General features: G+C 66.9%; 15 protein-coding genes and 1 riboswitch. Of the genes, 9 read left to right on the top strand and 6 right to left on the bottom strand.

Annotated elements, in window-relative coordinates:
* Positions 1–10 precede the first annotated feature (10 nt).
* The gene (locus AC1RM6_RS19060) at positions 11–538 is read right to left on the bottom strand and encodes a YfiR/HmsC family protein (protein WP_493104068.1); all 528 of its coding nucleotides are present in this window, start codon (positions 536–538) and stop codon (positions 11–13) included.
* 220 nt (positions 539–758) lie between these two features.
* On the opposite strand from AC1RM6_RS19060, the gene AC1RM6_RS19055 reads away from it, so the two are divergent.
* The 4 genes from AC1RM6_RS19055 (at position 759) to AC1RM6_RS19040 (ending at position 6,279) form a co-directional block, all read left to right on the top strand.
* Positions 759–1,655 carry an alpha/beta fold hydrolase gene (locus AC1RM6_RS19055; protein WP_493104066.1) on the top strand — a complete coding sequence of 299 codons (897 nt, stop codon included), beginning with the start codon at positions 759–761 and terminating at the stop codon, positions 1,653–1,655.
* Positions 1,656–1,847: 192 nt separating this feature from the next.
* A complete protein-coding gene (locus AC1RM6_RS19050; RefSeq protein WP_493104064.1) occupies positions 1,848–4,805 on the top strand; it encodes a PAS domain-containing protein in 2,958 nt (985 codons plus the stop codon).
* Positions 4,806–4,876: 71 nt separating this feature from the next.
* Positions 4,877–5,452, top strand: coding sequence for a glycine-rich domain-containing protein (locus AC1RM6_RS19045; RefSeq protein ID WP_493104062.1), 576 nt, complete (start codon positions 4,877–4,879; stop codon positions 5,450–5,452).
* Between the two features lie 5 nt (positions 5,453–5,457).
* A complete protein-coding gene (locus tag AC1RM6_RS19040; RefSeq protein WP_493104060.1) occupies positions 5,458–6,279 on the top strand; it encodes a TIGR04222 domain-containing membrane protein in 822 nt (273 codons plus the stop codon).
* A 10-nt stretch (positions 6,280–6,289) separates the two neighbouring features.
* On the opposite strand, the gene mtnN is transcribed toward AC1RM6_RS19040, so the two are convergent.
* Positions 6,290–7,117, bottom strand: coding sequence for a 5'-methylthioadenosine/S-adenosylhomocysteine nucleosidase (mtnN, locus tag AC1RM6_RS19035; protein WP_493104058.1), 828 nt, complete (start codon positions 7,115–7,117; stop codon positions 6,290–6,292).
* Between the two features lie 162 nt (positions 7,118–7,279).
* Here mtnN and AC1RM6_RS19030 point away from each other — a divergent pair, with 162 nt between their 5' ends.
* Positions 7,280–7,777, top strand: a complete 498-nt coding sequence (locus AC1RM6_RS19030) for a hypothetical protein (RefSeq protein WP_493104056.1) — start codon at positions 7,280–7,282, stop codon at positions 7,775–7,777.
* Positions 7,778–7,802: 25 nt separating this feature from the next.
* On the top strand, positions 7,803–8,378 hold the full coding sequence (locus tag AC1RM6_RS19025) for an OmpA family protein (protein ID WP_493104054.1): 576 nt from the start codon (positions 7,803–7,805) through the stop codon (positions 8,376–8,378).
* Here the strand turns inward: AC1RM6_RS19025 and AC1RM6_RS19020 are convergent.
* Positions 8,350–9,342, bottom strand: coding sequence for a homoserine O-succinyltransferase (locus tag AC1RM6_RS19020; RefSeq protein WP_493104052.1), 993 nt, complete (start codon positions 9,340–9,342; stop codon positions 8,350–8,352). The two genes, AC1RM6_RS19025 and AC1RM6_RS19020, sit on opposite strands and share 29 nt — an antisense overlap.
* Before the next feature lie 59 nt (positions 9,343–9,401).
* Positions 9,402–9,506, bottom strand: a riboswitch (SAM-I-IV-variant riboswitch).
* A gap of 113 nt (positions 9,507–9,619) precedes the next feature.
* Between AC1RM6_RS19020 and AC1RM6_RS19015 the strand changes: the two genes are divergently transcribed.
* Positions 9,620–9,763, top strand: a complete 144-nt coding sequence (locus tag AC1RM6_RS19015) for a lmo0937 family membrane protein (protein ID WP_493104050.1) — start codon at positions 9,620–9,622, stop codon at positions 9,761–9,763.
* Here the strand turns inward: AC1RM6_RS19015 and AC1RM6_RS19010 are convergent.
* Positions 9,744–11,051 (bottom strand): acetamidase/formamidase family protein, encoded by a 1,308-nt coding sequence (locus AC1RM6_RS19010; protein WP_493104048.1) that lies wholly within the window; start codon positions 11,049–11,051, stop codon positions 9,744–9,746. The two genes, AC1RM6_RS19015 and AC1RM6_RS19010, sit on opposite strands and share 20 nt — an antisense overlap.
* A gap of 133 nt (positions 11,052–11,184) precedes the next feature.
* Here AC1RM6_RS19010 and acpA point away from each other — a divergent pair, with 133 nt between their 5' ends.
* The gene (gene acpA / locus AC1RM6_RS19005; RefSeq protein WP_493104046.1) at positions 11,185–12,846 is read left to right on the top strand and encodes an acid phosphatase; all 1,662 of its coding nucleotides are present in this window, start codon (positions 11,185–11,187) and stop codon (positions 12,844–12,846) included.
* Positions 12,847–12,869: 23 nt separating this feature from the next.
* Positions 12,870–13,418, top strand: coding sequence for a hypothetical protein (locus AC1RM6_RS19000; RefSeq protein WP_493104044.1), 549 nt, complete (start codon positions 12,870–12,872; stop codon positions 13,416–13,418).
* Positions 13,419–13,472: 54 nt separating this feature from the next.
* Here the strand turns inward: AC1RM6_RS19000 and AC1RM6_RS18995 are convergent, their stop codons facing one another.
* The gene (locus tag AC1RM6_RS18995; protein ID WP_493104042.1) at positions 13,473–15,878 is read right to left on the bottom strand and encodes a TonB-dependent receptor; all 2,406 of its coding nucleotides are present in this window, start codon (positions 15,876–15,878) and stop codon (positions 13,473–13,475) included.
* A gap of 285 nt (positions 15,879–16,163) precedes the next feature.
* Positions 16,164–18,062, bottom strand: coding sequence for a tetratricopeptide repeat-containing sulfotransferase family protein (locus AC1RM6_RS18990; RefSeq protein ID WP_493104040.1), 1,899 nt, complete (start codon positions 18,060–18,062; stop codon positions 16,164–16,166).
* Between the last annotated feature and the right edge of the window lie 2 nt (positions 18,063–18,064).

The raw sequence follows: 18,064 nt of genomic DNA, 5'->3' as shown, positions 1-18,064 counted from the left end.
GACATCTGACCTAGATTTCCTTGACGAGCATGAGGAAGGCCGACCCGAACTGGATGCGGGCGGCCTTGCAGGCTGCGCGGCTGACGGTGATCTGGACCTGCGGGCTGTTGCTCACCGCGACCGTGCAACGCCCCGCCTGGACGCAGCCGAGGTCGGCGGTGATCGTCAGTACCCCGTTCTTCTGCGCGGCGGCCGCGATGTCGGCTTGCCGCTCGCGCAGCCCCGTGGTGACGAAGGCGACCTTGACCCCGGCGAGTGCGCCCAGCTGGCTGGCGGGCAGGCGTTTCACATGCAGCGATGCCTTGCCGATCGTCATGCCGTTGCCGACCATCCGCTCGATCGCGGCGGCCTCGGCCTCGGAATCGGCGTCGCCCGGATCGAACAGGATGACCGCGCCGATCGCCCCCGACGGCGGCGGCTGCAGGAACGAGACCACGCGCGCCGCGACCGCCATGTTCAGGCCGGCCGCCAGCGCGGGCTGCGCCGTCACGCAGCCGAGCGCCGCGAGCAGGAGCAGATGGACGGGACGAAGCAACATTCGGTTTCTCGTTCTTGAGTCCGGCCCGGTCTGGCAGCGAAGATTTTCGATATGGTTAAGATCTTCGGGACCGGCGCCCGTCGAACGTCCGGAATATGGGCCCTGGATCGACGCAAGTCGTTAACCAGCCGTAACGGCCGGTCGTCATTCGTATCGCCATGGCGGTGCTTTGCCGGCCGTGCTGGTATCGCGGCGCCGCGCGCTGCTAGCCTCGTGCATCATGTTGGACCCGACCGCACCCGAACCGACCGGCATCGACGATGGCGAGCCGATCTCGCACCGCTTCACATCGCAGGGGCTCAGCCTCCATTATCTCGACTGGGGCAATGCCGACGCGCCGACCCTGATCCTGATCCATGGCAATCGCGACCATGCCCGCAGCTGGGACTGGACCGCACGGGCGCTGCGCGACCGTTTCCATGTCGTCGCGCTCGACCTGCGTGGCCATGGCGACAGCGCCTGGTCGCCCGACGGCTGCTATCTCCTGGCCTATCATGTCATCGATCTGGTCGAACTGGTCGAGACGATCGGCAAGCCGCGGGTGTCGATCGTCGCGCATTCGTTCGGCGGCGGGGTCGCGAGCCGCTATGCGGGGCTGTTCCCCGATCGGATCGACCGGCTGGCGATCGTCGACGGCTTCGGCCCGTCGCCCGACATCTATGCCAAATGGGCCGAGGCGGGACCGGTCGACCGCACCCGCGACTGGATCGCCGAACGGCGCGATCCGAAATTCGCCCGGCCGCGGCGGCTCGCCACGATCGACGATGCCGCGGCGCGGATGGCTGCCGCCAATGCCCGGTTGTCGCCGGCCCAGGCGCATCATCTCGCGCTGCACGGCGTGCGGTTGCACGATGACGGCTATGGCTGGAAATATGATCCGCAGGTCGGGATGTTCGCACCCGAGGATTTCGCGCTCGATCCGACCGCCTTCTGGCGCGCGATCGATGCCGAGACGCTGGTGTGCTACGGCACCGAGACCTGGTCGCACGATCCGGTTGCCGACGGCCGTGCCGCCCATTTCCGTCATCGTCATATCGTCGCGATCGACCAGGCCGGTCACTGGCCGCATCACGATCAGCTCGATCTCTTCGTGGCGGCGCTGCGCGGCTTCTTCTGAAGGACGGACGTTTCGGCGCTTCTTAAAAAGCGCTATTGCGCGCATTTTCCACAGCAATTTCTTGGCCTTTTCGACGGATCGGATCGATAGGACGGTCGTTCGACTTGTCGCGGTGCGGGTGACGAGTAGGATGGCGGCGATCACGAGATCCCGTGGGCAGGCGTATAGGAGGTCGGGGGCGAGAAGATGGGCTTGTCTCCGGCAGAGATCGAAGAGGCGGTCGAGCGGACCGAGCGGCAACTGGCCGAACGCGGCAGGCGGCGGCCCGACTTCGCGCTCGAAAGCGTCGCGATGCAGCGGTTGGTCGACGAACTGGCCGAGCGACCGGACAATGTGCTGGCGACCTTGTGCGAGCTGATCCTCGATGCGCTCGACGCCGGGTCGGCCGGGATCAGCCTGCTCAGGCCCGAAGCCGAAGGCGGCGATTTCTACTGGCCCGCGATCGCCGGCGAATGGGCGCGCTATGTCGGCGGCAGCGTTCCGCGCGATCAGGCGCCGTGCGGGGTGGTCATCGACCGCGAGGCGGTAATGCTGTTCCAGGACGTCGGCAAGATCTTCCCGGCGGTGGCCGATGTCAGCCCGACGATGAGCGAATTGCTGCTGGCGCCCTTCTATCGCGCGGGCGAGCCGGTGGGCACCGTCTGGGCGATCGCGCATGATCCGGCGCGCGAGTTCGACAGCGAGGACAAGCGCTTCCTGACCAGCCTGGCGCGATTCGCCGGGGCTGCCTGGCAGACATTGCACACCGATCGGGTCGCCCAGGATGCCACCGAACGGCTCGCGCTGGCGCTCGGCGATGCGCGGATGCTCGGCCTGTGGGAATGGGACATGGTCCGCGATGCCGTCATCGCCGACGAGGGCTTCGCCGAGCTTTACGGCCTCGATCCCGACGAAGCCGCCCGAGGCGTCTCGCATACGACCTTCCTGGACCGCGTCCATGCCGATGATCGCGCCCGCGTCGCCGCCGAGATCGCGAACTCGATCGCGCAATATATGCCCTTTTCGTCCGAATATCGGGTGGTGGGCGCCGACGGCCAGATCCGCCATCTGCTGGCCCGCGGCGAATGCAGCCGCGATGCCTCCGGGGCGCCGCGGCGCTTTCCGGGCATGGTCGTCGACATCACCGAGCAGCGCCGCGCCGAACATGCGCTGCACCGGACCGAGGACCGCTATCGCTCGCTGTTCAATTCGATCGATGTCGGTTTCTGTCTGATCGAGATGATCTTCGACGATGACGGCAAGGCGGTCGATTATCGCTTCATCGAGGCCAACCCCGCCTTCGAACAGCAATCGCGGCTGGTCGGTGCGGTCGGCCGGACGATGCGCGAGATGGTTCCCGGCTACGACGTCCAGTGGGTCGAGCTCTATGGCGAGGTCGCCATGACCGGCAAGGCAATACGCTTCGAGCGCGTGTCGCAGGCGCTCGGTGACCGCTGGTTCGATATCTATGCCTATCCGGTCGGCGAACCGGGAGATCGCCAGATCGCGATATTGTTTACCGAGATCACGCCGCGGCGCCAGATGGAGGAAGCGCTCCGCGCGAGCGAACGCCAGTTCCGCGGGCTGGCGGAGGCGATGCCGAACCATGTCTGGCTGGCGCGACCCGATGGCCTGCTCGACTGGTTCAACGACGAGGTCTATGCCTATAGCGGGGTCGCACCCGGCGAACTCGATGGCGAAAAATGGCTGTCCTTCATTCATCCCGACGATATCGGGACGACGATTGCGCGCTGGGGTCAGTCGCTGGCGAGCGGCGAGCCCTATCAGAATGAATTCCGGCTGCTGCGCCATGACGGCGCATGGCGCTGGCATGTCGCGCGGGCGGTGCCGATCCGCGACGAGGAAGGCACGATCATCCGCTGGGTCGGCACCGACGCCGATATCGAGGACGAAAAAGCAGCGGCGGCCAGCCTCGCGGATCTCAACGCGGCGCTGGAGGCGCGTGTCGAGGAACGGACGCGCGACCTGCTGTCCGCCGAGGAGGCGCTGCGCCAGTCGCAGAAGATGGAGGCGATCGGCCAGCTCACCGGCGGTATCGCCCATGATTTCAACAATCTGCTGACCACGATCATCGGCGGGCTCGAGCTCGTCCGCATGCGGATCGCCTCGGGCCGGACCGAGGGGCTCGAAAAATATATGGATGCGGCCACCGTCTCGGCGCAGCGCGCGGCATCGCTCACCCACCGGCTGCTGGCCTTTGCGCGCCGCCAGTCGCTCGACACCCGCGCCCAGGATATCGGCGCGCTGATCGACGGCATGGGCGACATGCTCCAGCGCACTCTCGGCGAGAGCGTGGCGCTCGAGGTGCGGACCGACGACGGGCTGTGGAGCGGCCTCACCGACGCCAACCAGTTCGAGAATGCGCTGCTCAACCTGGTGATCAACGCGCGCGACGCGATGCCCGATGGCGGCACGGTCAGGATCGAGGCACGCAACGACCTGCTCGACGAGGCCTATGCTCGCAGCCATGAGGAGGTCGAAGCCGGCGATTATGTCGCGGTCTCGGTGATCGACACCGGCATCGGCATGGACGAGGATGTGATCGCCCGGGTGTTCGAGCCCTTCTTCACCACCAAGCCGATCGGGCAGGGGACCGGGCTCGGCCTGTCGATGATCTATGGTTTCACCAAACAGTCGGGCGGGCATGTCCGCATCGCCAGCAAGCCCGGGCGCGGGACGATGGTCACCCTCTATGTGCGGCGTGCGGCAAGCGTCGAACAGGCCGAACAGCAACCGCCGTCGCGCCGTGCCCCGCGCGGCCGGGGCGAGCATGTGCTGCTGGTCGAGGACGATCCCGCGGTGCGGTCGCTGATCATCGAGGTGCTCGACGAACTCGGCTATCGGCACCGTCATGCCGTCGATCCCCAGACCGCGATCCCGATCCTCACATCCTCCGACCCGATTGACCTGCTGATCACCGATTTCGGCCTGCCGGGCATGAACGGCCGCCAGCTCGCCGAGATCGCACGGACCCACCGGCCCGATCTGCGGATCCTGTTCATCACCGGCTATGCCGAAAGCGCCAGCCTGCGATCCGATTTCCTGGCGCCCGGCATGGAGCTGATGACCAAGCCCTTCGTGATCGGGCCGTTCGCGGCGATGGTGCGCAGGCTGATCGATGATAGCGCGCGCGGTGGGTTGCAAGGCTGAGGCCGAGCGGGTCTTGCCGCTCGGATGACGGGCTTGCCATAACTTGCCTACCATGATAGTAGACAATATAGATGCGCAAGACGGATCGTCTGTCTGAAACCTTGCCCGACCACCCGGTCTGGCGCGCGCTTTCGCTTCATGCCATCGGCCCCGCCGACGCGGCGCTCGGTTTCACCGATCGGCTGGCGCGCGAAAATGGCTGGCGGCCGGCTCATGCCGCCCGGGTGGTCGAGGAATATCGGCGCTTCTGCTTCCTGGCGGTGACGACCGGGGAGGAGATGACCCCGTCCGACGCGGTCGACCAGGCCTGGCACCTCCATCTGACCTACACCCGCGATTATTGGGAGCGCTTCTGCCCCGATATCCTCGGGCGCCCGCTCCACCATGGCCCGACCGCCGGCGGCGCTTCGGAGGGGCATCGCTATTTCGAACGATATGCGCAGACCATCAAAGCCTATGAGGCGGTGTTCGGGCACCTGCCGCCGGCCGATATCTGGCCCGATGCGGGCCGGCGCCTGATCGCCGACCCGAAGGCGCGCCGGGTTCACCCGCGCGATGCGTTGATCCTGCCCTGGTGGGCGGCGCGGCTGATCGCCGCCGCTCTGGCGTTGCTTGCCGTGCTATATCTGATTCTCAGAGGAGCCTGACTGCCATGTCGCTCGGACCCTATGATCTGACCGGCGGACCCTTTCTCCAACTTTATGCCGGCCTGCTGGTTGCCGCGATCGTCGCCGGTTTCCTCATCCCGCGGCTGCGCCGCGCGCAGGGGAGCCATCAGCCGGTCTACGACGCCGACGAGATTGCCTATCTGGCCGGCGGAGCGACCCGGCTGGCCGAGGCGATGGTGGCGCGGCTGCTCGCGCGCGGTGCGCTGTCGATCGATCGCAGGCGCTTCGCCGTCGCCGCGGCGGCCACCGGCGGCACGGTCATCGAGCAGAATATCCTGCGGCTCGCCACGCCGATCGGCTGGCGGGCGATCGAGCACGGCTTCAGATCGTGGGCGACCCCGGTCGAAAACAGGCTGGTCGCGGCCGGGTTGATCATCGACCGTGCGGAGACGCGGGCGCTGCGACTGTTCCAGACCGCGCCTTATCTGCTGCTGATGCTCTTCGGCATCGGCAAATGGGTCATCGGCGACCTGCGCGGTCGTCCGGTCGGGTTCCTGACCGCCCTGCTGCTGCTGACCCTGGTCTTCACCGTGGCCCGGCTGGTCAGCGTCGATCGCAGGACGCGCGGCGGAAAGGCGGCCCTGGCCGAAGCGCGTGCCCGCTCCGAACGCCTCCGCCGCGCGCCGACCGGTGGCGAGGCCGACCTGGCGGTGGCGATCTTCGGGACCGCGGTTCTGGTCGGATCGGGCTGGGGCGAACTGCACCAGATACGTGCTGCCAGTTCGAGCGGCGGCAGTTGCGGGAGCAGTTGTGGTGGCGGTGGAAGCGGCTGTGGCGGCGGCGGATGCGGTGGCTGCGGAAGCTGATCGGCGGGGGCTACAGCGTCGGGATCAGCGACAGGGTGAAATAGGCCGCCTGTTTCGCCGCGATCGGGCCGAGCCGCTTATAATCGTCGCTCGGTGCTTCCTGGGTCAGGTTGCTGCCGGCGCGCACCACCAGCCAGGGGACGCCGAATGTCTCGCAACTGCGCGCGAAGGCGGCCGACTCCATCTCCATGATGTCGGTGTGGAAATGGTCGCGCAGCGTCGCGATCCGCGCGTCGGTCACCCCGAACAGGTCGCCGGTCGCCACCACCCCGCGGCGCACCGCGATCGCATAGCTGGCGCCGTTCGCGGTCACCGTCGGCGGCGCATAGCCGGCGATCGCGCGGTCGGCGACCGCGAGCAGGCGCGGCGCGGGGAGCAGCGGCGCGGTGTCGCCATGATAGACCATGTCCTGCCGGGTGAGGCTGCCCAGATCATGCTCGTACAGGCTGGTCGCGACGATCACGTCGCCGGTGCGCAGCGCGGGATTGGTCCGCGATCCGGTGCCGCTCATCAGCGCCAGCCGCGGGTGGAACCGGGTGACGAACAGGGTCGTGATCATCGCCGCCTTGGTCTTGCCGACCCCGGTCAGCGCGACCACGACCGGCTTGCCGGCGATATGCCCCTGCCAATAGGGCACGCCCCACAGACTGCGCTGCCTGGCATCCTTCATCGCCTCGACGAACGGCGGCACCTCCTGCGGCACCGCGCCGAGGATCAGGATGAGGTTGGCGGGCCGGTAATGGGTCGGCTGGTCGGGGGCGGTGCCGGCGAGGGCGGGGAAGGCGCCCGCCAGCGCAAGACACCCCAGCAATATCCAGTTCCTGATCGCACATATCATGGCCTAGGCATCGCATGCCGCGGGCACGATCGCCAGCACTGCTCGCGAATATAGTGTTGCGCTGCGAAAAACGGCGGGACGTGTCTCGCTTCGGTCGCGGATCGGCGATAGTCTGCGGTTGGGCCGCCTCATCTCGAAGCGGCGTTGCGACAGGACGACTGGATGATCCCGACGAAAATCCTGGCAGGCGCCGGAGCGTTCGCAGTCGCAACCATGATCGCCGCACCGGCTTTCGCCGAGGGCAATGGCAATCTCAACCTGCTCTGCATGGGGCAGGGCGAGGTGCTCACCACTCAGTCGAAGAACGAGCTGGTGTGGGACAGATATGACCATAAGTATCGATCGCGCAGCAGCCTCGGCAGCGGGATGTCGCAGTTCGACAGCGCGGTGACGATCCAGATTTCGGGCGACGACGGCCGCATCCGCCTGCCGAAGAAGCTGATCCCGCCGATCAATTCGGGCGGCGACGACCAGCATTGGTGGCAGCTGACCGACATCCGGATGGGATCGAACGAGATCGATGCCAGCTATCGCCTCAACGGCCTGAACAAGCCGAAGGTGAAGATAGATCGCACCAGCGGGCTGATCAGCATCAAGGGCACCGGCCAGGATTTCAGCGGCCGCTGCGACGTGGTCGATCCCGACCAGAAGCGCTTCTGATCATGCCGGGCGGGAGAGCAAGGGCATGAGGTTCATCATCTTCGCGGCGCTGATCTTCGGCGCGATCGCGGCCGGGCTCGGGTTGCGGTCGTGCGTCAAGCCGGCGCCTCCGCCGCCTGTGACCAGGCCGAACAGCGCGATCGAACGCAGCGTGATCGCGCTGCCCAACGGTGCGACGATCGTCGCGGCGCCCGGATCGACCGCGGCGCAGATCGCCGAGTTCCTCGCCTCGCACGATCCGGGGCCGCGGACGTTCGAGCCGGGCGGCCGCGAATATCTTCCCTGGTCGGGCGATCCCACTCCGGCGGCCGAGGCGCGGCTGAACGCACTCGTCCAGCTGCTCAAGGCCTATCCCCACGCCACCGCGACGGTGATCGGCCATACCGACAATATCGGCGAAGCCGAACGCAACGAGAAGCTGTCGCGCGACCGTGCCGAAGGCGTCGTCCGCCGGCTGGTCGACAAGGGCATTTCGGGCTCGCGGCTGACCGCGGTCGGCATGGGGCCGCGCGCGCCGATCGCCTCGAACGCCACCGTCGAAGGTCAGGCGCGCAATCGCCGCATCAGCATCGTCATCGCGCAGCCGTCCTACGCGTCATGACCGGATCGGCATGGTCGTCCGAAGCCGGGCCGGTGACGCCGTCGGCATCGGTGCCGATCGCGGCGAGATCGAACGGGGTCGTCTGGTAGAGTTGGTTGATCCAGTTGCCGAACAGCAGATGGGCGTGGCTGCGCCAGCGATTCTGCGGGCGGGCGCCGCTGTCGTCGTCGGGGAAATAGCCGTGCGGCATCGCGATCGCCTTGCCCGCGGCGAGATCGCGGAAATATTCGTCGGCGAGCGTCGTCGAGTCATATTCGATATGGTTGAACATGTGCAGCGCGCGGTGCGCCGGATCGTCGAGCAGGCACAGCCCGGCCTCGTCCGATTCCATCAGCACGGCCAGCCCGCTGCCGGCGGGGATGTCCTCGCGCCGCACCTCGGTCCAGCGCGACACCGGCACCGAGAAATCGTCCGAGAAGCCGCGCAGGAACGGCGATGACGGCGCCAGATTCTGGTGGCGATAGACGCCGAACCGCTTCGCCGGCAGCGCGTGCTTGGGCATGCCGTGGAAATGATGGACCGCGGCCTGCGCGCCCCAGCAGATCGTGAAGCTGCTGTGAACATGGGTCTGGGTCCAGTCGAGGATCGCGCGCAGCTCGTCCCAATAGGCGACCTGTTCGAAATCGAGCGTCTCGACCGGCGCGCCGGTGATGATGAAGCCGTCATATTTCTCGGCGCGGACATCCTCCCAGTCGCGATAGAAGGACAGGATATGGTCGCTCGGGGTGTTGCGCGGGACATGATGGGTCATCTTGACCAGGGTCAGCTCGATCTGCAGCGGCGACGCGCCGAGCAGCCGCGCGAACTGGGTCTCGGTCTGGACCTTGTTCGGCATCAGGTTGAGCAGGCCGATCCGCATCGGCCGGATGTCCTGGCGCGCGGCGTCGGCCTCGCGCATCACCATCACCCCCTCGGCCTCGAGCAGGGCGCGGGCGGGCAGGTCGTTCGCAATTCTGATCGGCATCGAAGTCGTCGGTCCCCAATGATGGCACCAGAAGCTGGCGGTACAAGGATCGACTATGGCTTGACCCGTTTGGTTGCCGGTTCGGCCACATCCCCCCTGACGGAGGCGCCACCTTGCCCGGGAGCAGGTTGGCGTCGGGCCTTGCCCAACTCTTGATGTGGAACCGCTCCTAATCGCTTGTATCGCATAATGCAACGGACGCGTGGAACGCATCCGGCGGGTGGCGGTTGTGCAGGCTTCATCCCGGGCCGACGCCCGCGGTCAATGGAGAGAAGCCATGCTCTGGACAGTCGCCGTCATCCTCCTGATCCTCTGGCTGCTGGGCTTTTCGTTCCACATCGCCGGCGGGCTGATCCACATCATCCTGGTGATCGTCGTCGTCGTCGTGCTGATCCAGCTGTTCACCGGACGGCGGGTTTAGGCGCGGCTGTCCGCGCCGGCAGCCACGTCTTGTCGAGCCTTGCCGCGACGCCGACGCTGCGTCCGGCAAGGTTGGGCACCGAATAGCGCACCGAGCTTCCCAGCACTTGTGCCGCCTGCGACAGGGTCAGGCCATAATCGGCCTGCAGCCACTGGATCAGCCCGGTGCTCGCCGCCTTGAGCGCCTCGTCGAGCGAGCCCGCCTGGCCGAGCGCCATGATCTCGGTCGGCGATTCCACCCGCGGCAGGTTGATCGCGCGATGCTTGATCAACTCGACGCTGAACTCGACGTCGAGCGAGGTTTCGAGCGCATATTGCGAGGTCTCGCCGTCGCCCTGCAGCGCATGGCCGTCGCCGAGATAGAGCAGTGCGCCGGGCTGCTGGACCGGCAGATAGACCCGGTTGCCCTCGACCACCTCGGGAAAATCCATATTGCCGCCGAAGCGCCCGGTGTCGCCGGTCGACATTGCCGGCGATCCGAAACCCGGCGCGACCGCGAGCCCGCCGAGCATCGGCCGCACCGGCACCGAAAATCCCGCGAGCGCCCCCGTGGCGCCTTCGGGGCTGGCGCGGCCGGCGGCACGGTCGAGCCGCCAGCGCACCGGCTTGCCGAGGCTTTGCGCGGCGGGGATCAGAGCGGTGCCCAGCGCGCGCCCGACGATCGTATCGAGGCTGTCGGCCCAGTCGCGGTTGAGCGCGATATGCTTGAGATGGACGACCAGCGTGTCGCCGGGCTCGGCGCCGACGACGAAGAACGGCCCGGTCTGCGGGTTGCCGAACAGCGCGCGGGTCACCCCCTTGGCATCGACCCCGCCCGAATCGATCGTCGAGGTGCGAACGCCGTCGCCGGGCCAGATCGTCAGCACCGGACGGCGATCGGCGTTCCATGTGTTCGACCAGTCGGTCGGCACGAAGTCGTGCACGACGGGGGTTTCGCCAGCGCGCTCGGGCACCCGCCAGCCGGTGAAGCGATGTTTCGCACGTGCGGCCGGATCGTTGGTGTCGGGCTGGTCGACCTCGCCGGCCATCGTCGCGCCGCGGATCGTCGCGTGGTAGGTCGTCGTCCTCCCGCGATCGTCGGTGGCGGTGAAGGCGATATGCGATCGGTTCGCGGTGCCGCTCAGCCGGTCGCTGTCGATCATGCCCGCGACCGCGCCCTGGTCGCGATCGATCGTCAGCGTCGAGAAAGCGGGATTGCCCCACAGGTCGGTGCGCAGGATCCACTGGGTTTCGGCGGCCGCGGGCGAGGCCAGCATCAGCAGAAGCGGGGCGAGGAACGGTGCGCGCATCGAGGCTCCCTTGGGTGTTGCGATCCTTTCTATCGCCGCCTGCGGCGACCCGGTCAAAGATAGGATGGTTTCGACCGGCTTCGTGCGCGTCGCATGATTGTCACCCTCGCGCGGCTGCGGTTAAGAACGGTGGATGAGCGACCATGATCCGAACGACCTCCCGCCCGCCGAGCAGCCCGAAAATCCCGAACGCCGCCTGTTGCTCGGCGGCTTTGCCGCGCTGGCCGGGGCGGCGGCGATCGGCGATCCGGCGGAGGCCCGCGCCCCGCGCCGCGGGCCTGCCGGGACGGTCAGCGACGCCGCGCTGCGCGCCCATATCGACACGATCGTCGTGATATATGCGGAAAACCGCAGCTTCAATAATTTGTTCGTGGATTTTCCAGGACTTGAGCAGCCTTTGTCGGCGGTGCCGCCCGAGCGCTGCCTCCAGCGCGACCGCGATGGACGCGTCTTCGAGACGCTGCCGAAGGTCTGGCAGGGCGTGGCGCCGAAGAAACAGGTCGTCGAACATCGCGAATATCAGATCGGCCAGGACGATCTGCCGGCATTCGCCAATGCCCCGTTCGCGCTGAGCACCCCCGATGGCGATCCGCTGCCGCATGGGGTGGTGACCCGCGACCTGATCCACGCCTTCTACAACAACCAGTTGCAGATCAACGGTGGCAGGAATGACGGCTTCGTCGCCTGGGGCGACAGCGGCGCGCTGGTGATGGGCCATTATGGCGACGGCTCGGCCAATCTGCGGCTGTGGCAGATCGCCCGCGAATATACTTTGTGCGACAATTTCTTCATGGGCGCGTTCGGCGGCTCCTATCTCAACCACCAATATCTGATCGCGGCCCGCCCGCCTTTCTATCCCGATGCCGACAGGAGCCCGGCGAAGGACCAGATCGCCCGGCTGGAAGGGGCCGACCCCAAGGGCATTCGCCCACGGCAGATCGAGGCGTCGCCGGCGAGCGCGATGGAAGGACCCGCGCGGCTGGTGCCCAACACGATCACCCCCGATTTCTGGGCGGTCAACACGATGCTGCCGCCTTATGCGCCGACCTATGAGCCCGATCCGGCGCGTCCGGGCTATGCCGACCCGTCGAGCCCGCGCACGCTGGTGCCGCAGAGCCACAGGACGATCGGCGATCTCCTGTCGGCGCGCGGGGTCGACTGGGCCTGGTATGCCGGCGGCTGGGCCGCAGCCGCGGGCGGCGGCGACGGCCAGTTTCCGCCGCGGCCCAATTTCCAGCCGCACCACCAGCCGTTCAACTATTATACCCAGTTCGCGCCGGGCACCGCCGCGCGCGACCGCCATCTGCGCGACGCCGGCGAGGGCGAGACCGCGCGCACCAACTATTTCCTCGCCGATGTCGCCGCCGGCCGGCTGCCCGCGGTCAGCTTCTACAAGCCGCAGGGCAATCTCAACATGCATGCCGGCTATTCGGACGTCGATGCCGGCGACCGCCACATCGCCGGGGTGGTCGACGCGCTGCGCAAGAGCCCGCAATGGGACAAGATGCTCGTCGTCATCACCTTCGACGAAAATGGCGGCTGGTGGGACCATGTCGCCCCGCCCAAGGGCGATCGCTGGGGGCCGGGCACCCGCATTCCCGCGGTGATCGTCTCGCCGCACGCCCGCCATGGCGAGGTCGATCATACGATCTACGACACCGGGTCGATCGCCCGCTTCCTCACCCGCCGTTTCGGGCTCGAGAAACTGCCGGGACTGGTCGAGCGCGAGCAGGCGATGATCGCCGCGGGCGGGCCGCCGCCGGGCGATCTGACCGGGGCACTGCGGTTCGGCTGAGCCGCAAAAGGGGGGAGAAGGGAATGGGCATCTTCACATGGCTCGGCCGCTATGCCGCGCATCCCGATCCGCGCGCGGCGGCGTGCAACATGATCGCGCTGGTCGTCACCGGGAACCAGCCGCTCTATCCGCTCTACATCGCCTGGCTGGTCGGCGCCGGCGCCGGGGTCGCCTGCTGGACCTTCCTGTCGACGCCGTTCTTCGCGGCGGTGCCGTTCGTCGCGCGTCGCCATCCGGTCGCGGGCCGGATGCTGCTGCCGCTCGCCGGGATCGCCAATGCGGTGCTCGCCGCCAAGGCGTTCGGGGTCGCGTCGGGGGTCGGCTGGTTCCTGATCCCCTGCGCGATGATCGCGGTTCTCGCCTTTCGGCCGCGCGAATGGCGGCCGATGCTGGCGCTGCTCGGCCTGATGCTGCTCGCGCTGCCGCTGCTGCTCTGGGATATCGGCCCGCCGTTCGGCCCGCTGACCCCCGATCAATATCGCGCGCTCGCGCGCCTCGACATCGGCAGCGTCGCCGCGCTCAGCATCTTCGTCGTCGCACGGTTGGGCACCGCCGCCTGGCGCGATCGATGATATGGACCCGTGGGATGATACGCGCTCTCCAGCGCGTATCATCCCACGGAAATTCTAGAAACGCTGTCCGAATTTCACGCCGAACAGCTGCGGCTTGATCGGATAGAGCCGGGCGGCGAAGTTGCACTCCGACAGGCCGCACGACGCCGATTTCGACAATATGCCACGCTTGTCGAAGGCGTTCTCGATGAACGCCTCGACCGAGATGTCGCCGATCTTGATGCCCGCCGAGAAGTCGAAGGTCGCGAAGCCCTTGGTGAAGCCATATTGGTCGCGGATCACCCCGGTGATCGGATCGGCGGCGGGCAGGGTGTCGCTGTCGAGCAGGCCGGCGCGGGTGCCGCCCTGATAATTGATCACGCCCTGCACGAACGGCTTCTTGTCGCCCATGTCGAACGTATAGCGCGCGGTGCCGCTGCCCTTGAATTTCGGCGTGGTCGGCAGGCGGGTGCCCTTGGGGGTACAGTCGCCGGCGCGCGCGCAGAAATCGTCGTCGAGCTTGGCGTCGATATAGGCGCCCGCCGCGGTCAGCACGAGGCCGTCGCCGCGCCAGCTGATGTCGGACTCGATGCCCTTCACCGAGGCGCCGCCGGGTGCGTTCAACAAATAGGTCTGGCCGTTTTCGCCGGGCAGCGAGAACTGGATGTCCTTCCACTTCTCGTAGAAGACCGCGCCGTTGAAGCGCAGCGCGCCCCAGCTCGTCTTCCAGCCGCCTTCGTAATTGGTGACGGTATCGGCCTTGTAGGATGGCGTGGTCGGCCGGCGATCGTTGCCGCCCGGGCGGAAGCCGGTCGAATAGGTCGCATAGACCATCTGCCGCGGGGTGATCTTCCAGGCGAGGCTGACCTTGTGGGTCTCGCCGGTCTCCTTATAGTCCTTGTTGACGCTGACGCAGGGGTAGCGGCCCTTGGCGGGCACGCAGCGCGTCGCGTTGCGCGCGAGCCCGGCAATGCCGGAGAAGCCGTAGAGCGAACTCTTGACGTCGAAGCCGCGAATGCCGGCGGTCAGCGTCAGATTGTCGAGGATGTCGAAATTGCCCTCGGCGAACAGCGCATAATCCTTGTCGACGCGGTCGAGCCGCTTGATGAAGACGCCGTCGGTGAAACCCGGGATCGGATAGAGTCCGGGGTTCGGCCAGGCCGAGATCGGCACCAGCGCCGCCGCCGCGCTGATCCCCTTGGTGAAGAAATCGGTGTCGAGCTTGCCGGTCTGGCGCTGCATGAACGCGCCGAAGGTGACCCGCAGCCGGTTCTCGGACGGCGAGTTGACCCGGATCTCGTGGGTCTGCTTGGTATATTTATAGTCGCTGTGCTGGAACTGGCTCGGGTCGAGATAGCCGCCCTTACCATCGGGATATTTGGTGTAATAATAAAAGGGATCGGCGCCGCCGACAGTCAGCCCCGCCGCCTTCGAATAATGGTCATAGGCGACGGTATAATAGCTATAGTCGTTGACGTTGTCGCGCCACCGCTCGAAATAGCCGCCCGAATAGATCAGGTCCCAATTGCCGACCTTGCCTTCGATGGTCAGCGCCGCCTGATACCATTCGTCCTTGTTCACGCCGTCGAGGAAGTCGTGGACCTTGAGGTCGCCGGCGGCCGGATCGTAGAGGAACGATCCCTTGGCCTTCTGATGCTGGTAGATGATCTGCGGGGTGACGGTCCAGTTGTCGTCGAGCTCGACCCGCAGCGCGGCACGGCCGCCATAGCTGTCGACGTCGTTCCTGTCCTTGCCGACATATTTGCCGTTGTTGACCACGACATTGGTGGTCGGATCCTTGTCGTCGAGCTCGTAGGTCCGCGTCTTGAGCGTGTTGTCGATATAGCCGCCGTCATGCTCATAATAGCCGACGAGGCGGATCGCCATCTTGTCGTTGATCGGAATATTGGCGAAGCCTTCGGCGCTGCCGCCGGCCTGGCCCTTGCCGAACTTGTTGATCTGGCCGTCATAGCCCGCCTCGAACTTGTCGAGATCGGGCTTGTTGGTGATGATGCGCAGCGTGCCGGCGAGCGAACTCGCGCCGAACAACGTCCCCTGCGGACCCGCCAGCGCCTCGACCCGGGCGACGTCGTAGATGTGGAGATCGACCGAGCCGCCGATCGTGGTGACCGGGATTTCGTCGAGATAGAGGCCGGTGGTCGGCTGCGAGCCGACGTCGAGGCCGTCGCCGCCCGAGTTGATCCCGCGGAAGTAGAATTGGGCCTGGCTGGGGCCGGCCGAATTGAAGGTGACGCTCGGCAGCAGCTTCACATAATCGTCGAACGACGCGATGTGCTGCTCCTCGAGCTTCTCGGTGCCGAGCGCCTGGATCGAGATCGGCACGGTCTGCAAGGTCTCGGCGCGCCGGGTCGCGGTCACGATGATGTCGCCGTCGGTCGTCTCGGCCGCCGCGGCCTGCGGCGTCGCCTCCTGCGCGAAGACCGGCGTGGCTATCGCCGCGGTCGATGCAAGCAGACACACGATACCGCGCGCGCGCGGCTTTCCCGCGCGCTTCCGCTCTTGCCCAATCATTGGAGCCCCCATTGTTCGACGTGCAGCGTTTGACTTGCGGCGCCGCGGCATTTTTCTTCCTGCAGCGCAGCGCCGAAGGTTGAACGATCGTTACTTTCTGTCAAGCGAGATTATGAGGCGCCGCACAATTGATGCCACCGCAATTGCGTAAAGTAGAAGGCCGATCGGTGCAGGTGCTTGTTTTGGCAGGATTTCTAAACCCGCAGAACAGGCTGCGGATCGGCCGGGTCGGGTTCAGGCGAACGGATAGTCGGTCAGCGCCGATCCGAGCGCCTGCTTGAGCGGATCGAGCCAGGGTTCGAACGCGCGCCACTGGTCGACGCCCTCGCGGTTGATCGGCCGGCGGACCTGTTCCGAACTCGCGGTGCGCACCGCGCGGTCATTCTCGTGGAAGCGCAGGCAGGCCGGGTCGAAATCGACCCCGACATGGTCGAGCAGCCGGCGGATCTCGGCCTCGCTGTCGTCGATCAGCGCCTCGTGGAAGATGCGGTGGACCCGCCCGGGCAGCACCGTGTCGACATGCGCCATCATCCGCACATAATCGGCATAATAGCGCCCCATCGTCTCGAGGCCGTAGCTGAACCCCTGGCCCCGCGCGAAATGTTGCTTGAAGTTGGAAAAGCAGCAGGCAAGCGGGTGGCGCCGCGCGTCGATGATCTTCGCGTTGGGCAGGATCAGGTGGATCAGCCCGGCATGCGCCCAGTTGTTGGGCATCTTGTCGATGAAATAGGGCCGGTCGGTCTTGCGGTGGATGCGGGTGTTCTCGACATAGTCGTCGCCCCATTCCCGGAGCTTGGCGCCTTCGCCCTCGCTCAGTTGCGTGGGATAGCGGCCGGGCCGCGCCTCGGCGCCCAGGCGCTGGGCGAGCCGCTGGATTTCGGGCAGTTCCTGGGTGCCCTCGATCAGCGGATGGCTCGCCAGGATCTGCTCGATCAGCGTCGATCCCGATCGCGGCATGCCGAGGACGAAGATCGGATCGGGGGCCTCGCTGCCGCGCCCGGCGCGCGACGCGAGCAGGGCGGGGGTGAAGGTCGCGATGCTGCGATCGACGATCCCGGTGACGACGGCCGGATCATAGTCGATCTCGGCCTGGCGCAGGCGGTTGCCCTGATCGTAATGATCGAAGGCGGCCGCGGCGTCGCCCGCATCCTCATGCGCCTTGCCGAGCGCGAAATGGAGATGATAGCGATCCTCGGCGCTCGGCCGCGCATCGCCCAGCGCTTGCGCCATCGCGGCGATATCCTCGGTACCGAGCCGCACCGTCTTGAGATTGGCGAGGCTCCACCAGGCCTCGCCATAGCCGGGTTCGAGCGCGAGACAGCGGCGATAAGCGGCGACGCTATCGGCCTGGCGGCCGACCGTCTTGAGGCTGTGGCCATAGCTCAGCCAGATCTTAGTGGCGTCGGGCAGGCGGGCGAGGACATGTTCATAATGGCGCACCGCGTCGGCGACGTCGCCGATCCGGCCGAGTGCTGCGGCGAGCAGGTTGCGCGAGGCGATATTGTGCGGATCCTGCTCGATCAGCCGCTCGAGCTCTTCGACCGCGCGCGGCGTCCGCCCGGTGCGATAGAGCACCGTCGCCAGGTTGAACCGCGCCGGCGCGAAGCTCGGCGCCAGTTCGATCGCGCGGTTAAGCAGGTTTTCGGCGTCGGTGTAGCGCCGCAGCCGGCCGGCGAGTTCGGCGAGCATCCGGATCGCGGCGACGTCGGTCGGGAACTGCTTGAGATAGGGTTTGAGGATGCGTTCGGCGACCGCCAGCTCGTTGTTGCACAGGGCGATCGCGGCCTGCCGCAATTCGGGAACGTTGACCGAGCAGCGTATCTGCTGGGCATAGGCGGCATCGGCGCCCGCGCCGTCGCCGGTGAGGATCAGCTGGTCGCCGAGCGTGCGCCACGCCTCGGCCGAGTCCGGATCGCGGGCGGTGGCGGCGCGCAGCACCGCGATCGCCTCGGGCGCGCGGCCCAGTGCCGCCAGCGCGCGGCCGCGCAGGGTCAGCGCCTCGGGATGGAGCGGCACCACCCGCAATATCTCGCGGGTCTGTTCCTCGGCCAATATAGGCGAGCGTTCGAGCAGGCTGCGCGTATGGGCCAGCGCGGTGCCGAGGCTGCCATTCTTCTCCGCCGATGTGGCCAAGC

The sequence above is a fragment of the Rhizorhabdus sp. GW822-FHT03C02 genome, assembly GCF_058801765.1.
The sequence above is the reverse complement of the archived record's forward strand: the minus strand, read 5'-3'. Positions and strand labels throughout refer to the sequence as shown.

Coding starts and splice junctions, on each gene's coding strand:
- AC1RM6_RS19060 (WP_493104068.1), bottom strand. CDS start 538: ATGTTGCTTCGTCCCGTCCATCTGCTCCTGCTCGCGGCGCTCGGCTGC.
- AC1RM6_RS19055 (WP_493104066.1), top strand. CDS start 759: ATGTTGGACCCGACCGCACCCGAACCGACCGGCATCGACGATGGCGAG.
- AC1RM6_RS19045 (WP_493104062.1), top strand. CDS start 4,877: ATGCGCAAGACGGATCGTCTGTCTGAAACCTTGCCCGACCACCCGGTC.
- AC1RM6_RS19040 (WP_493104060.1), top strand. CDS start 5,458: ATGTCGCTCGGACCCTATGATCTGACCGGCGGACCCTTTCTCCAACTT.
- mtnN (WP_493104058.1), bottom strand. CDS start 7,117: ATGATATGTGCGATCAGGAACTGGATATTGCTGGGGTGTCTTGCGCTG.
- AC1RM6_RS19030 (WP_493104056.1), top strand. CDS start 7,280: ATGATCCCGACGAAAATCCTGGCAGGCGCCGGAGCGTTCGCAGTCGCA.
- AC1RM6_RS19025 (WP_493104054.1), top strand. CDS start 7,803: ATGAGGTTCATCATCTTCGCGGCGCTGATCTTCGGCGCGATCGCGGCC.
- AC1RM6_RS19020 (WP_493104052.1), bottom strand. CDS start 9,342: ATGCCGATCAGAATTGCGAACGACCTGCCCGCCCGCGCCCTGCTCGAG.
- AC1RM6_RS19015 (WP_493104050.1), top strand. CDS start 9,620: ATGCTCTGGACAGTCGCCGTCATCCTCCTGATCCTCTGGCTGCTGGGC.
- AC1RM6_RS19010 (WP_493104048.1), bottom strand. CDS start 11,051: ATGCGCGCACCGTTCCTCGCCCCGCTTCTGCTGATGCTGGCCTCGCCC.
- acpA (WP_493104046.1), top strand. CDS start 11,185: ATGAGCGACCATGATCCGAACGACCTCCCGCCCGCCGAGCAGCCCGAA.
- AC1RM6_RS19000 (WP_493104044.1), top strand. CDS start 12,870: ATGGGCATCTTCACATGGCTCGGCCGCTATGCCGCGCATCCCGATCCG.